Annotated in this window: 15 protein-coding genes, 1 tRNA gene and 1 pseudogene; 11 read left to right on the forward strand and 6 right to left on the reverse strand. The window is 34.4% G+C overall.

Annotated features, from left to right (window positions below):
• Positions 1-11 precede the first annotated feature (11 nt).
• Complete coding sequence (locus tag IGL30_RS05450) at positions 12-548, forward strand: ClbS/DfsB family four-helix bundle protein (RefSeq protein ID WP_088745838.1); 537 nt, start codon at positions 12-14, stop codon at positions 546-548.
• A gap of 66 nt (positions 549-614) precedes the next feature.
• On the opposite strand, the gene IGL30_RS05455 is transcribed toward IGL30_RS05450, so the two are convergent.
• A complete protein-coding gene (locus tag IGL30_RS05455) occupies positions 615-1,229 on the reverse strand; it encodes a LysM peptidoglycan-binding domain-containing protein (RefSeq protein ID WP_123874824.1) in 615 nt (204 codons plus the stop codon).
• A gap of 344 nt (positions 1,230-1,573) precedes the next feature.
• On the opposite strand from IGL30_RS05455, the gene IGL30_RS05460 reads away from it, so the two are divergent.
• The 3 genes from IGL30_RS05460 (at position 1,574) to IGL30_RS05470 (ending at position 2,622) form a co-directional block, all read left to right on the forward strand.
• The gene (locus tag IGL30_RS05460) at positions 1,574-2,008 is read left to right on the forward strand and encodes a universal stress protein (RefSeq protein WP_010719320.1); all 435 of its coding nucleotides are present in this window, start codon (positions 1,574-1,576) and stop codon (positions 2,006-2,008) included.
• A 12-nt stretch (positions 2,009-2,020) separates the two neighbouring features.
• Entirely contained in the window at positions 2,021-2,323 is a 303-nt protein-coding gene (locus IGL30_RS05465; protein WP_010719319.1) for a hypothetical protein, read from the forward strand.
• Positions 2,324-2,430: 107 nt separating this feature from the next.
• Positions 2,431-2,622: a hypothetical protein gene (locus IGL30_RS05470; RefSeq protein ID WP_010719318.1), complete on the forward strand. Its 192-nt coding sequence runs from the start codon at positions 2,431-2,433 to the stop codon at positions 2,620-2,622.
• Between the two features lie 80 nt (positions 2,623-2,702).
• On the opposite strand, the gene IGL30_RS05475 is transcribed toward IGL30_RS05470, so the two are convergent.
• The gene (locus IGL30_RS05475; protein ID WP_088745181.1) at positions 2,703-2,960 is read right to left on the reverse strand and encodes a glucose uptake protein; all 258 of its coding nucleotides are present in this window, start codon (positions 2,958-2,960) and stop codon (positions 2,703-2,705) included.
• 163 nt (positions 2,961-3,123) lie between these two features.
• Here IGL30_RS05475 and IGL30_RS05480 point away from each other — a divergent pair, with 163 nt between their 5' ends.
• From IGL30_RS05480 to IGL30_RS05490, 3 genes are all read left to right on the forward strand, one after another.
• Entirely contained in the window at positions 3,124-3,387 is a 264-nt protein-coding gene (locus IGL30_RS05480; protein ID WP_010737474.1) for a hypothetical protein, read from the forward strand.
• Positions 3,388-3,405: 18 nt separating this feature from the next.
• A complete protein-coding gene (locus IGL30_RS05485; protein WP_010719315.1) occupies positions 3,406-3,594 on the forward strand; it encodes a hypothetical protein in 189 nt (62 codons plus the stop codon).
• A gap of 227 nt (positions 3,595-3,821) precedes the next feature.
• A complete protein-coding gene (locus IGL30_RS05490; protein WP_088745180.1) occupies positions 3,822-4,193 on the forward strand; it encodes a YxeA family protein in 372 nt (123 codons plus the stop codon).
• 77 nt (positions 4,194-4,270) lie between these two features.
• On the opposite strand, the gene IGL30_RS05495 is transcribed toward IGL30_RS05490, so the two are convergent.
• The 3 genes from IGL30_RS05495 to IGL30_RS05505 all read right to left on the reverse strand — a co-directional run bounded on the left by IGL30_RS05495 (position 4,271) and on the right by IGL30_RS05505 (position 5,598).
• Positions 4,271-4,343 (reverse strand) — tRNA-Gln (locus IGL30_RS05495).
• 45 nt (positions 4,344-4,388) lie between these two features.
• Positions 4,389-4,808, reverse strand: coding sequence for a hypothetical protein (locus IGL30_RS05500; protein WP_010737477.1), 420 nt, complete (start codon positions 4,806-4,808; stop codon positions 4,389-4,391).
• 58 nt (positions 4,809-4,866) lie between these two features.
• Positions 4,867-5,598: a C39 family peptidase gene (locus tag IGL30_RS05505; protein WP_010737478.1), complete on the reverse strand. Its 732-nt coding sequence runs from the start codon at positions 5,596-5,598 to the stop codon at positions 4,867-4,869.
• A gap of 346 nt (positions 5,599-5,944) precedes the next feature.
• Here IGL30_RS05505 and IGL30_RS05510 point away from each other — a divergent pair, with 346 nt between their 5' ends.
• The 3 genes and pseudogenes from IGL30_RS05510 (at position 5,945) to IGL30_RS05520 (ending at position 9,591) form a co-directional block, all read left to right on the forward strand.
• Positions 5,945-6,142, forward strand: coding sequence for a hypothetical protein (locus IGL30_RS05510; protein ID WP_010719311.1), 198 nt, complete (start codon positions 5,945-5,947; stop codon positions 6,140-6,142).
• A gap of 109 nt (positions 6,143-6,251) precedes the next feature.
• A complete protein-coding gene (locus tag IGL30_RS05515) occupies positions 6,252-6,740 on the forward strand; it encodes a hypothetical protein (RefSeq protein WP_088745178.1) in 489 nt (162 codons plus the stop codon).
• A gap of 722 nt (positions 6,741-7,462) precedes the next feature.
• A pseudogene (locus IGL30_RS05520) lies at positions 7,463-9,591 on the forward strand (phosphatidylglycerol lysyltransferase domain-containing protein).
• Between the two features lie 442 nt (positions 9,592-10,033).
• On the opposite strand, the gene IGL30_RS05525 reads toward IGL30_RS05520, so the two are convergent.
• Positions 10,034-10,630 carry a nitroreductase family protein gene (locus IGL30_RS05525; RefSeq protein ID WP_123874821.1) on the reverse strand — a complete coding sequence of 199 codons (597 nt, stop codon included), beginning with the start codon at positions 10,628-10,630 and terminating at the stop codon, positions 10,034-10,036.
• A 364-nt stretch (positions 10,631-10,994) separates the two neighbouring features.
• On the opposite strand from IGL30_RS05525, the gene IGL30_RS05530 reads away from it, so the two are divergent.
• Positions 10,995-12,461 carry a peptide MFS transporter gene (locus tag IGL30_RS05530; RefSeq protein WP_010719307.1) on the forward strand — a complete coding sequence of 489 codons (1,467 nt, stop codon included), beginning with the start codon at positions 10,995-10,997 and terminating at the stop codon, positions 12,459-12,461.
• Positions 12,462-12,513: the final 52 nt, after the last annotated feature.

Below are 12,513 nucleotides of genomic sequence, written 5' to 3' on the forward strand. Positions count from 1 at the left end.
TGGAGTGTCATATGCGACCAAAATCAAAAGATGAATTGCTTGAAAAAGCAAACAGCCAATTCGATGATTTATGGAAATTAATTAACGGTATGAGTGAGGAAGATCGCAAGCAATCCTTTCAATTTAGTGAAGAGTTTTTGGCGAAAAAAAAGGAAGCACATTGGCGACGAGACAAAGACTTAAAAGATGTATTGATCCATTTATACGAATGGCATCAACTATTGTTACGATGGCTTGAAAGCAACTTTAACGGAGAAGAAAGAAATTTCTTGCCTGAACCGTATAATTGGCGAACCTACGGGAAGATGAATGAAGAGTTTGTAGAAAAGCATCAAACAACTTCTTTAGTGGAAGCTGAAAACTATTTGAAAAAAAGCCATGAGCAAGTAATGAAAAAATTAGACGCCTTGAGTAATGAAGAGTTATTCCAAAAAAAGCAATTTGCATGGGTGGGGAATACCACATTAGGTAGTTATTTCATTTCTGCAACTGCCAGTCACTACGAATGGGCAATCAAGAAGTTAAAACAATCTCAAAAAAATAGATGAATAGAATCAATAAAAAAGCGAAGATCGTAAAGAGGGACCTTCGCTTTTTAAACAAGCTATTTTATATTAGTACCAACCGTTTGCTTCCCAGAAAGATTTAGCTGCTTCCCATGAGCCATAACGAGAAGATACGTATTGTTCAGCAACTCGTTCTTGGTTTGCTGCTGAATAGTCACCATTTAAGTAAGAAGAATCTAATTGGTAACGTCCGATGTAACGACCGTTTGTTGCTGTATAAGAACCGCTAGATTCTTTTTGAGCGATCCATTCTTTCGCTGAGCTTGTGTTTGTTGTCGCTGGTGTTGCTTGTGCCGCTGTTTGCGTTGCTTGAGCAACTGGTTGAGCAGGTGCTGCTTGTTGAACTGATTCTTGCTTCACTGGTTGTTCAGCCACTGTTTTTGTTTGAGCAGGCGCTTGGTAAGCTGTTTGTGTTGTTGCTTGTTCGCCTGTTGGGATTGTTAATTGTTGACCTGAATAAATCAAGTTGATGTTTGAGATTGAATTTTTTTCTGCAATAGTTTGGATCAAGGAGTTATCACCAACGTATTTTTGAGAAATCGTTGATAGCGTATCACCTGATTGAACGGTATAAGCTTCGTCCGCATGTGCAGATGTTCCCATAAAGAATAGTGCGCCGGCAGTCAAAGTTGTTCCTAATAGTAATGTTTTAAGTGATTTCATGTAAGATCTCCTTCATAAATTTAAAAATAGTTTTGTTGTGTCCAACGAGGAATACTTTACCATGGGAAAATATTTCATAGGTAAAAGCTCTATGACACTTTGTAACAAAGATACGTTTTTTGTAACAAACAGATTATCATAAAATGTGAAAAACAATGAGAAAACCGTCATAAACGTTTAAAATAAACCACTAACAAGGACAATTGATGAGAAAAATAAACACTAGAAACAAGTAAAAAAAAGCTACATTTTTTTGAAAATAAATACGAAATAATTGAAAACAGCGTAATTTTTTTTAAATTTAGCATGTGATGTTACAATAATAGAAACAAGGAGGCGATAACATGAGTAAGAGATATCAAAAAATAATGGTAGCTGTCGATGGGTCTAAGCAATCAGAACAAGCTTTTTTGGAAGCGCTAGATTTAGCGAAAGATAATGAAGCCGAATTATTTATCGTTTCGATCATCAATAAAGTAGAGTTGACACATAGCGCCTACGCATTTTCAAAAATCTATGCAGAAGAAAAACAGAAGATAGAAGTCGAAATGTTAAAAAAGATCCATGATGCGAAAGAATATGGGATCAATGACATCCATGCTATTGTTGAAACGGGTGACCCACGTAACTTGATTGGGACGGTGTTTCCACAACAAGAAGCGATCGATTTGATTGTCATGGGGGCTACTGGTAAAGGAGCAATCCAACAAGCTTTAGTCGGCTCTACAGCATCTTATGTTGTTACTCATGCGCCCTGCAGTGTGTTAGTGGTCAAATAAGGAGGGGAAAGAATGGTACGTCCACAAGAGGTTACAGCTCCTAAAGAAAAAATAGAAATCCTCAAAATTTTAGAAGATGGTACGCAGACGAAAAAAGGTTATTCTGTTGCTTTAGTGAAATGGTCAGGCAAAACAGCGATTGCCTTACGCTGGGATGGTGATAGTCTGCAAGAGAAAGGATTTCCTGTCACTGTAAATGGGTACCATCCAGCTTGGTTCGTTTTGCCAGATCGATTAACAGATCTTTATAGTAGAGACTATCGGGAATACCAAGAGTCGATCCGGTTTATCACGTCAAGTGATCAAAAAGAATAGCTTTTGTGCTGCGGAAGAAAGTTCATTGTGTGAAAGAATCGTAAACATTCAACATTGAGACAACCTTTAATATCAACAGGTTCCTAATAACTGAAGTAGGTGAAAAGATGAGTGCTGGTGATGTATTGAATGAAGTCAAGCAACTATGTAAAGAAAAGAAGTACGAAGAAGCAAAAATTTTGATTGAATCAAATAAAGAATTGCTAGAGGACAAATTTTCTGTTGCCCAACAGTTTATTGATTTAAAACAAGCATCAATCCTTGAACGGTTCAAATCTTTCTTTGGTGTAAATGAATGATCAAAAATGAGTGTGAAAAAGTGGTTGCTCACTTTTTTCACACTCATTTTTTGTTCGTTTATTCACAATCTATACACACACTAATCTTGTTTATTTAATAAATAAAATATCCAAAGTATCAGTAGAATGACTGAAATAACTAAACTAATGACATGTCTAATTAAGACAGAAGGGATTTCCCAATGGCGGAAAGAAAAGATTTGATAAGTAAAATAGATGCTTGGAAGAGAAACAAGTAAAACAGATAGTTTCTTTTTTGTCCAATTTATGTAATAGAAAAGAATACTTAGCATGATGAAAAATGGAATGTAAAAAACAAGCTGACCAATCGCAATCACGAAAGTGCCTCCCAGAATAATAATGATATCTGATACAAAATAACATTTTGTATCAAATGATGCAAGTATTTCTTTAATTGATAACCAAGAAGGACATACAAAGGTTTTTGATTAACAAGAAGTTTCTTGCTATAATTGATCCGAAAGAAAGGATGAAATTTTCATGGATCAAGTAATGTTAGAAGTCGATTTACATTTAGTAAACAATATACGTGTGATTTACTATGTGGTCAGTAATAGTGTAGAAAAAAGAGTACTGATGAATAAAATCAATGGTATTCTGACGAAAAAAGGTGTACACCAATTCAGCAGTAGCGAAGACAATTATTATAGTATACCTGTTGAAAAAGTTTTATATACAACGGTAAATGTCAGAACAGACCTAGATACAAAAGTAGATCATGAACCAATTTTTACTACGTATTGATTGTGACGGAGGAGAACAATGAATCCATACGAAGCACTTATCCAAGAATTGATTGACGGAAAAATTGAAAAAATTGAGGTCAAAAGAGAAGAGGTCATGCTTTTTCGTGAAGCGTGGCTAAAATTAGAGAATCGTAAATATGTCGTAGGTAAGGCATTATTGAACGGGAATGTAGTTTATCATTATGATCCAACTAGGCTGTATTAATTACAAGAAATTAATCATATGGCAAAATTGTTGCTCATGATTTTATCATTAAAAAAAAACGCTTGAAATGGTTTTAGCCGTTTTGAGCGTTTTTTAATATTGAGCATTATTTAGAACAAGGGTGAGCAAAAGCTTTTGTGCCAAAGTCGGAGAAAAATCTCCAACTAGAGGCGGATGATGCCGTTTATTTTTATGGATATAATGAAATAAAAATAGGAGGTAGAAAAATGAAAGTAGTAAAAGTAGTTATTGGAACGGTATTATTTGCAGGAGTCGCATTAGTTGGCTTGAAGTTTTATACGCAAAACGCCCACGATGAGATGGCAGGTGTGGTAGACCAGTTAAATCCGTTGGTAACAAAAGGAGAGGTATACGTCAAGACGAAAAAACCAGATGAAGTCAATTCATATGGAACAGCGACTTATATCCAAAAAGCTGCCGATCAGGAGGGACATAAACGAACGATTGAATTTACAGGTTTATCTATTTTAAAAGAAGGACATTATTTAAAGATTATTAATAAGGGCGCTCACGTCGAGTCATATGAAGAAGTTGACAAAAAAGAAGTACCTAAAAAAGCATTAGCTATCATTGGATAATTATAATTTTATTATGTAAACTTAAAGAAGATATAAAAAAAACAATCAGAAAACTGAATTTCTGATTGGTTTTTTTATTGGGATGGTAGGGTTCGAACCTGCAATTGCTTGATTCAGAGTCAAGTGCCTTACCAGTTTGGCTACATCCCAATCAAACAATTTGATCATAGCACGACACAAAGAAAATGCAAGAGATTACTCTTTATCCAGCATTTTTTTGACAGTGATCATTCGTCTTTCTAACTTCTTGATTAAACCAGATGGAAGTGGGATCAAATTGGCAATTGATAATGTATTAGAAAGTAACTGAAATTCTTTTAGTGGAGCATCGATGATTCGATAGATCGTTGCCAAACGTTCGATGTATTCAAAATGTGTATAGTTTGTTTGTGAGATTAAAAATTTCAATAAATCAATCGCTTTTGCATAATCTTTCTCAGAATAATAGGCTAATGCTTGACGATAAAGTTTGATCTGTAACTCATTGAGTGAAACTGGGCTATAGCGATCCGTCCATTCCTTGACGGAAACTTTGGTTGGTGTATGACCATTTACATCACGAACGAAAATAATCGGAATTTCATTAGGATCTATTTTTTTATGAATTTTTTCCATTTCCCTCAATCCTTTCCATCATATTTAGCTAGAGTATAATGTATTTTTTATAAAAATACTAGCTTTTCTCTAAAGTCAACATTTGACCACCCATTGAGGTGAAAATTGCCTCAAAATCTTTGATTGCTACGGGTCTATTTTTTTCTCCATAAGGATCATTTACATAAATATTGTCATTGTCATAACCAGTAACTACACAGGCATGGTTTAATGGTGTCACTTTTACTTGCCCATTGTTTGTTTGCCAAGTAACGAAATCAGTATCAGTAGGCACTTGGAAATCTAAAGTAACGGAGGCCCACACAGGCTTTCCTTGTTGTAAAGCTTTCTTAATGTCATTGATTGTTGCATCGGTTTTTGGAAGAGTATGATAATCTGTTTTTACGATTGTCTGCGCCAACGACGCGATAGGCGGGACATAGACGCCCATTGCCCAATCTCCACCGCTGATGTCCCCAACAAACCCTTCATTAGGATCGCCATGTGTACCATCAGCATTAAAAACAGGAACGTAATTCAATTGTTGAGCTAACTGATTTTTAGAAGTCTCGTAACCATAATAAGAAAGCAGCATGGACAGTGAAGTAACTTCACAGCCATTTCCTAACGCTGGCTCGGTGAATTGGCTTTCCAAGGGGACATCAAGTAAAACTTGTTTTTTAGCATAACTACTCACTTTTTCAGTATCCTTTCCAACATTGTGTGAATGGTGAAAATAAGTGGTGGCAGAAAAAATAACGAATAATAGGACTGCCACGAATAATATTTTTTTACCAATGAATCTTTTCATAATAATTCCCCTTTTTTCTAATATTTACATATTATAATGCTTTTTTTTAAAAATAAAATAAAAAATTTGACATGTTGTTTTCCAAATTTAAAATAAGAAGACAAAAGTCCTGAAAAATCACAGGATCAATAGCCGAATAATTTTTTTAAAATTGAAAAAAATGTTTCGATTTATTGATAGTTTTTAATTGTGAAAACGAAAACAGTACGCTATAATGCCAGTAAGGTCGAAATAAATCGCAGGTCAAATAACAAATGTTTTTAGATGATGTTTATTTGAAAGAGCAATTACTGTTTGAAAAAAACAGTTACCTTATAAAAGAGCTTGGTAGTTTAGGAGGATTTTGATGACGGAAGAAATGATTAATTTAGGAGAGCAATATTCATGTAAACCGATTGGGTTTACAAAAGCAGTTATCGGAGAAGTTGTTTCAAAAATGACGAATTGTGCCGTAGTCAAAGTTGCTCAATGCGCAATGGAAGATCAAGAGTTATTAGAAGAAAAAGCAAGTATGGTTGTTGCAAAATACGAAACATTTGAATAAGAAGAAATGATTTTGGACGTACAGTAACGAAATCGGCACTGTATGTCCTTTTGCTTGTAATTTTTATTTCTTTTTCGAGTATTTGGAAAGAGAAAAGAGGTGTAGTTAGATGATTAGTATATTTACTTTACTATTATTTTTATTTGTCTTTGTTATGTGTTTGTTTTTATGGTTGGTACGTCGAGAAATCGTCTATCGAACGGTTAGAAATCGCTGGGTTTACTTAGTCGTGCCTTTTCTGGCAATCTTAGTTCTTTGGTTTACGCTGATTAGTCAACCAACTGCAGATGAATTGGCTAAAGGGGTCTTGTCAGCGCTAATTTTCATCAGCTTTTTACTAGATAGTCGTGGTATAACAGAAGATGGGCTTGTTCTAAATAGCTTTGATAAAAAAGGTGTTCCTTTTTCTGAGATCAATAAAATCGTTTTGTATCAACCGGAAGGATCTTCCATCATAAAAATGAATTTCTTTCGTAACGGTTGGCGTGGACCCATGCTGAAATTTTCTGTATCAATGGAAGAGTTGGTCACTTTTTTAGCACAGCATTTAAATGATGATGCCGAAATTGATATTATAATCGATTCTGATCAAGAGTAAGTTACTTTAGAATAAGAACAAAGAACGATAGTGAGCGATATATGGGATGAACCTATTTCGGAGTCGCATATATAATAAGAGACTGAGGCAAGTATTAGCTCGGTCTCTTTTTTCTTTGCCTTGCAGACGCTAGATTACACAGCATTTCAAAATGATTCTTCGTATGAGAAAGAGTTTGTTTATTTATTTTTGAATCGTTGCGATCACTTTTATAATAACATTAAAAAAATTGTTTCACTAATTTGATATATATTAGCTCTATTATAATGAAAGGACTTTTAATTTTAATGAAGAGGATGAAACTCAATTTTTTCAAAATTATATTCTCACTATTCATTTTTTCGATCTCTGTTTTAAAAATAAATAGTGAACTTTCTACCATTAGGTTAAGCAAAGTGTTACAAACAATTAGTAATGAATCTATCTTAAAAATTTTCAGTTTGTTTTTAGTAGGTGCTTTAGGCATTTTCATTCTTTGTCTCTACGACTTTGCATTGATCCGAAAATTGAAGACGATGAAAATTTCTAAAATAAAACTATTAAAAATCAGCTGGATTGCCAATTCATTCAATGCAGTTTTGGGATTTGGTGGAATTTTTGGTGCCAGCGTACGTTATAATTTCTATAAAAACTATATTGACCAAAGCAGAGTAAACCAACTAAAAAAAGCGATTTCGCTATTATTGATCTCATCTATTTCTGGTGTGGGCGTATTATCTGCAATGGTGCTGCTAAATGTTTTTCCAGAAAGTCATTTATTAGAGGGAAATGATACGATCAAGATTGGTTTAATTGTCAGTGCTTGTTTGTTGCCTCTATATATCGGCTACATTAGTATCAAACCGCCACTTCCAGCTGCGAGATGGTTAGGTTTACAATTCACGATCGTATCAACGATTGATTATCTCACTTCTGGTATTGTGATGTACGTCGCGTTTCGTTTTCTTAACTTGCAGGTTCAATTCGTTGATATGGAAAGTATTTTTATTTTAGCAACGATTGCTGGAATTATTAGTATGGTACCAGGTGGTTTTGGTGCGTTTGATGTCATTTTCCTTTTAGGCGCTACACAGGAGCTGCAGATAGATAAAGAAGCAGTATTGATGGCGCTGATTCTGTATCGTTTAGCGTATTACTTCATTCCACTATTGTTTGGTTTATTGTTCAGTGTGAGTGAAGTTCAAATGCTGATTAGTCAAAAAATCAGCAATAATCAATTTACGATTCTTACGAAGGAATTTACGACAGTAGTATTTTCGATTACGCAAGCACAGATGAAGCAAATTGGAAGAACGCTCAGCACAGCCATTTTTCTATTTTGTTCATTAACATTTTTATTTGATTCATGCATTTTATTTTTTGAATATGCATATATGGGAATGAAGTCGGCTTTTTTTATTGCGCCAATTTACGTATGTCTGAGCATTTTATTACTGACAGATGTTGTAGGGATTTATAAAGGGGCGATCGATACTTGGGAAATGTTGCGTTTCAAACTGATGTTATTAGCACTTTGTCAGTTTTATCTTTTTTGGGAAGACCAAAGTTTGACAGCCCTCTTATTAACAACGGTATTATTTGTAGATACTCTATTTTATAGGAGATGGTTAGAGGTCGAAGTCATCAAACAAAGTGTTTTAGAAAAATTGATTTGGACTTTAGCATGTCTCTATGTATTTGATAGTCTAACTGAAATTTTTCCGATATTGCCTAGACAATCATTCTTTATTCTGAGTGGAACGACACTATTATTGCTTTTACTTTCTGGGCTTTGGTCAGTTATACACCGAAGAAGAAAAAGGAAATCATTAAAGCTTGATTTAAAGCTATTAGATGATGCTGAATATCGAAATTTCTTAGAACAAAATGGTGGAAATCACTTAGCTCATTTAGGTTTTTTAAAGGAAAACCGAGTTGCGTGGTGGGAAGATGTTGCAGTGATTTATCAAGAAAATAACCATTATCTCTTTATTTTAGGTGATCCAGTTGGTAAACAAGAAGCCATTTTTCCTTTTTTGAAAACTTTGGTGTCTAAAGCGAATCAATTAGGCAAACGAATTGTTTTTTATCAAGCTTCCACACAGTACCTTAGTTTTTATAATGATCTAAATTGCGAATTTTTCAAGTTAGAGAAGAAGCAGTCATTGATTTATCTGAGTTTTCACTATCAGGGAAGAAGAAGAGAGGGTTTAGAGCAACATTAAACCAAATGGAAAAACTAGGGTATACGTTTGAAATCATCGAACCGACAATTGTTTCAGAGTCATCAGAAAGCGTGGGCTCAATTTCTTCGGAATTTTCACCAACATCACAGTTATCCCATGATCGTGAACTGTTGTCAGAATTGAAAGAAGTATCTGATCAATGGTTAAGGTCAAAAAATGAGATGACTTTTTCTGTCGGACGATTTGAGAAGGAATATTTAAATTGTGCAGCAGTTGGTATTATAAGAAATCAAGAACAAAAAATTGTTGGCTTTGTTTCCATGATGCCAACTTATACTAATGAGACCATTTCAGTCGACTTGATCCGTTGGTCTATCAGTGAAGAAGTGGCAATGATGGATGCTCTTTATTTATATTCCATCCTATGGGCTAAGGAACAAGGTTATCAAAAATTCAATTTAGGAATGGCTCCGTTCTCTTCTACTTATAAAAACACAATTAATTTAGAGAATACGTTTATTTACAGCGTCTATAATAATACTCAGTATTTGTATTCATTCAAAGGGTTAAGGAAATACAAAGAAAAATACAAGCCTCAGTGGGCTGCAAAATATCTCGTTTACGAAAATAAAACCTGGGTGTTGAAAAACTTATATGCTTGTTATAAATTAATTCATTCAAAATAATAGAAAAAGATGATAGTCGTAACAAAGCCATCAGGAAGAGGTTGAGACAAAAGTGTTTAGTATCTAATTTTTTAAGATCATTAAAGGTATCTCTAAATTTTTTAGTGAAATTTGATAGAATTTATTAATAGGCAAGTCTAATAGAACGCATGAATAGACTATTTTAAGATTTTTATGTAATTAATGTAACAAATCCTTCTGGTTAAAGGTAGGATAAAAGAAAATTGATAAAGAGCTCAGGGCGACCTTCGCCCCGAGCTCTTTATCTTTAGTAGTTTAATATAGACAGAAATGGTATCACAGAGTGAACATTAAACCATAAGCAGACACTTTTAAGGAGTTGAAAAGCTATTTTAAAAATGTGCACTTATTGTTCAAGTTAAAGCACGCTATTCACAACCATTAAAGTATTGGGCTAAAAGTTGGTTATTACATAGAGGTTTTAGTTAAATACACGGAAACGATCTTCGTCGTTCATATATTCTTTTTGTCCAGCTGGTGTTTCTGGTGAGCCAAACACTAATTGAGAACGTAGTTTCCAATTAGATGGGATGTTCCATTCTTTAGCGACAGCTTCGTCAATTACTGGATTATAATGTTGCAAGTTAGCTCCTAAACCTTGTTCTGTTAAGGCTACCCATGTATTTGCTGTAGCAATCCCATTTGATTGTTCTGACCAATCTGGGAAGTTGTCAGCATATAATGTAAATTGTTCTTGGAGATTTTTGATGATATCTGTATCTTTAAAGAACAAGACTGTTCCATAGCCTTTTTTGAAGCCAGCTAATTTATTTTGCGTATTTGGAAAAGCTTCAGCAGGTGTCAATGGGCGAAGAGCTTCTTCGGTCATTTCCCATAATTTTTCGTGAGCATCTCCAAAAAGAATGACTGCTCGTGTTGATTGTGCATTAAATGCAGTTGGACTTTCTTTGATTGCTTCTTTGATCAAAGCTGTTAATTCTTCATTTGATAGTGTTACGTTACGTCCTAAATCATAGATAGAACGACGGTTTTGCAAAGTTGTTGTAAATGTTGTCATGGTGAAATCTCCTTTAGTTGCGATCTGCATATTTTATGAGTACAAACGAAGTATATCACCTTACAAAAAGTAAGTGAAATAATATGCTCACAAAAAATAAGTAAATTTTTTAATGAATATTAAAATAATAGAGGTTATTTTAGTTAACGTTTCCATTGTTGTTAAACTAAGTAAAACTCGATCATTTTAAAATAGCAATATATAATTATTAAATATATGTTTATTTTTTATTATCATTTTCCCATTAAATTTTATTCGTTTTTATAGAAAATAAGTATATATTTCTTAAATAAGTTTTTTAGTTAAATTTTTCAGTGAATATTTATAGTATTTTCTGAAAATTTAAAGAATTGGGGTATGGATTATGGAAAATCAACAAGACAAGGGCTTCTTCGGTCAGCCGAAGGGGTTGTCAACATTATTCTTCACAGAGATGTGGGAACGATTTAGTTATTATGGTATGCGTGCGCTGTTGCTTTACTACATGTACGATACTGTAGCAAACGGTGGACTTGGATTACCTACCGCAACAGCATTAGCAATTATGTCAATTTATGGTTCACTGATTTATATGTCTAGTATCATCGGTGGTTGGGTTTCAGACCGGGTACTAGGTGCAAAAAGAACTGTTTTCTTCGGTGGAATATTTATTATGCTTGGACATATCGTCTTAGCATTACCATTTGGTGTTTCCACTTTATTCGTCTCAATGGCTTTGATTATCTTTGGGACAGCCTTTTTGAAACCAAATGTTTCCGGAATGGTTGGACATCTTTATTCAAAAACTGATTTAAGACGAGATGCCGGCTTCTCTATTTTTTATATGGGAATCAACTTAGGTGCGATGTTAGCACCGATCATCGTAGGAACGATCGGACAAGAATACAACTACCATCTTGGCTTCTCATTAGCTGCAATCGGAATGTTCTTTGGACTGTTACAATACGTGATCCAAGGACGTAAAACGTTGGATGGTATAGGAACAGTTGCTCCAAACCCATTAACAGCAGCAGAGCGTAAAAAATTCATTCGTAACTTAGTCATTGCTTTAGTTGTGATTGTAGCAATCTTTGGTGGCGCACAAGTCACTGGACATTTAACCATTGATTTCTTTGTCAATTCAATTAGTGTTTTAGGTATTCTTTTACCGTTATACTATTTTGTTAAAATGTTAACAGCTAAAAATGTTACAGCAGAGGAAAAACCAAAAGTATGGGCGTATATCCCATTATTTTTAGCAGCGATCATTTTCTGGTCGTTACAAGAACAAGGATCTTCCATCTTGGCTCTGTTTGCACAAGAACGGACACAATCAACATTGTTCGGTATGAATATTCCAGCTAGTTGGTACCAATCATTGAATCCGATTTTCATCTTCGTCTTGACACCAGTATTTGTTACATTGTGGACGAGATTAGGAAAACGACAACCATCAACCGTAGTGAAATTCTCACTAGGATTATTATTTGCTGGGTTATCTTTCTTATTAATGATGTTACCAGGCATGCTTTATGGCACAGATAGTAAAGTAAGTCCAATGTGGTTGATTGGCAGCTTCTTCATTGTCGTAATCGCTGAATTATGTTTATCACCAGTTGGCTTGTCTGCGACAACAAAATTAGCACCTAAAGCTTTTGAATCACAAACCATTGCTATCTGGTTCTTGGCAGATGCTTCTTCACAAGCGATCAATGCACAAATCGCGCGTTTCTATACACCAGGTACTGAATCTGCTTATTTCGGGATTGTCGGTGTCGTAGCAATCGTCGGAGCAGTTGTATTGTTTATGATTAAAGAACCAATCAAAAAATTGATGGGTTCCATTCATTAAACCAAATGAAGTTATAAAAGAAAGTATCAAAGTTAGTGGAAATAACTAGCTT

Origin of the sequence: Enterococcus sp. DIV1089c (assembly GCF_050530965.1) — a bacterium.
Taxonomy (GTDB): Bacteria; Bacillota; Bacilli; order Lactobacillales; family Enterococcaceae; genus Enterococcus_B; species Enterococcus_B hirae.

Coding starts and splice junctions, on each gene's coding strand:
- IGL30_RS05500 (WP_010737477.1), bottom strand. CDS start 4,808: ATGGAAAAAATTCATAAAAAAATAGATCCTAATGAAATTCCGATTATT.
- IGL30_RS05485 (WP_010719315.1), top strand. CDS start 3,406: ATGAATCCATACGAAGCACTTATCCAAGAATTGATTGACGGAAAAATT.
- IGL30_RS05530 (WP_010719307.1), top strand. CDS start 10,995: ATGGAAAATCAACAAGACAAGGGCTTCTTCGGTCAGCCGAAGGGGTTG.
- IGL30_RS05510 (WP_010719311.1), top strand. CDS start 5,945: ATGACGGAAGAAATGATTAATTTAGGAGAGCAATATTCATGTAAACCG.
- IGL30_RS05480 (WP_010737474.1), top strand. CDS start 3,124: ATGGATCAAGTAATGTTAGAAGTCGATTTACATTTAGTAAACAATATA.
- IGL30_RS05455 (WP_123874824.1), bottom strand. CDS start 1,229: ATGAAATCACTTAAAACATTACTATTAGGAACAACTTTGACTGCCGGC.
- IGL30_RS05515 (WP_088745178.1), top strand. CDS start 6,252: ATGATTAGTATATTTACTTTACTATTATTTTTATTTGTCTTTGTTATG.
- IGL30_RS05525 (WP_123874821.1), bottom strand. CDS start 10,630: ATGACAACATTTACAACAACTTTGCAAAACCGTCGTTCTATCTATGAT.
- IGL30_RS05490 (WP_088745180.1), top strand. CDS start 3,822: ATGAAAGTAGTAAAAGTAGTTATTGGAACGGTATTATTTGCAGGAGTC.
- IGL30_RS05460 (WP_010719320.1), top strand. CDS start 1,574: ATGAGTAAGAGATATCAAAAAATAATGGTAGCTGTCGATGGGTCTAAG.
- IGL30_RS05470 (WP_010719318.1), top strand. CDS start 2,431: ATGAGTGCTGGTGATGTATTGAATGAAGTCAAGCAACTATGTAAAGAA.
- IGL30_RS05450 (WP_088745838.1), top strand. CDS start 12: ATGCGACCAAAATCAAAAGATGAATTGCTTGAAAAAGCAAACAGCCAA.
- IGL30_RS05465 (WP_010719319.1), top strand. CDS start 2,021: ATGGTACGTCCACAAGAGGTTACAGCTCCTAAAGAAAAAATAGAAATC.
- IGL30_RS05505 (WP_010737478.1), bottom strand. CDS start 5,598: ATGAAAAGATTCATTGGTAAAAAAATATTATTCGTGGCAGTCCTATTA.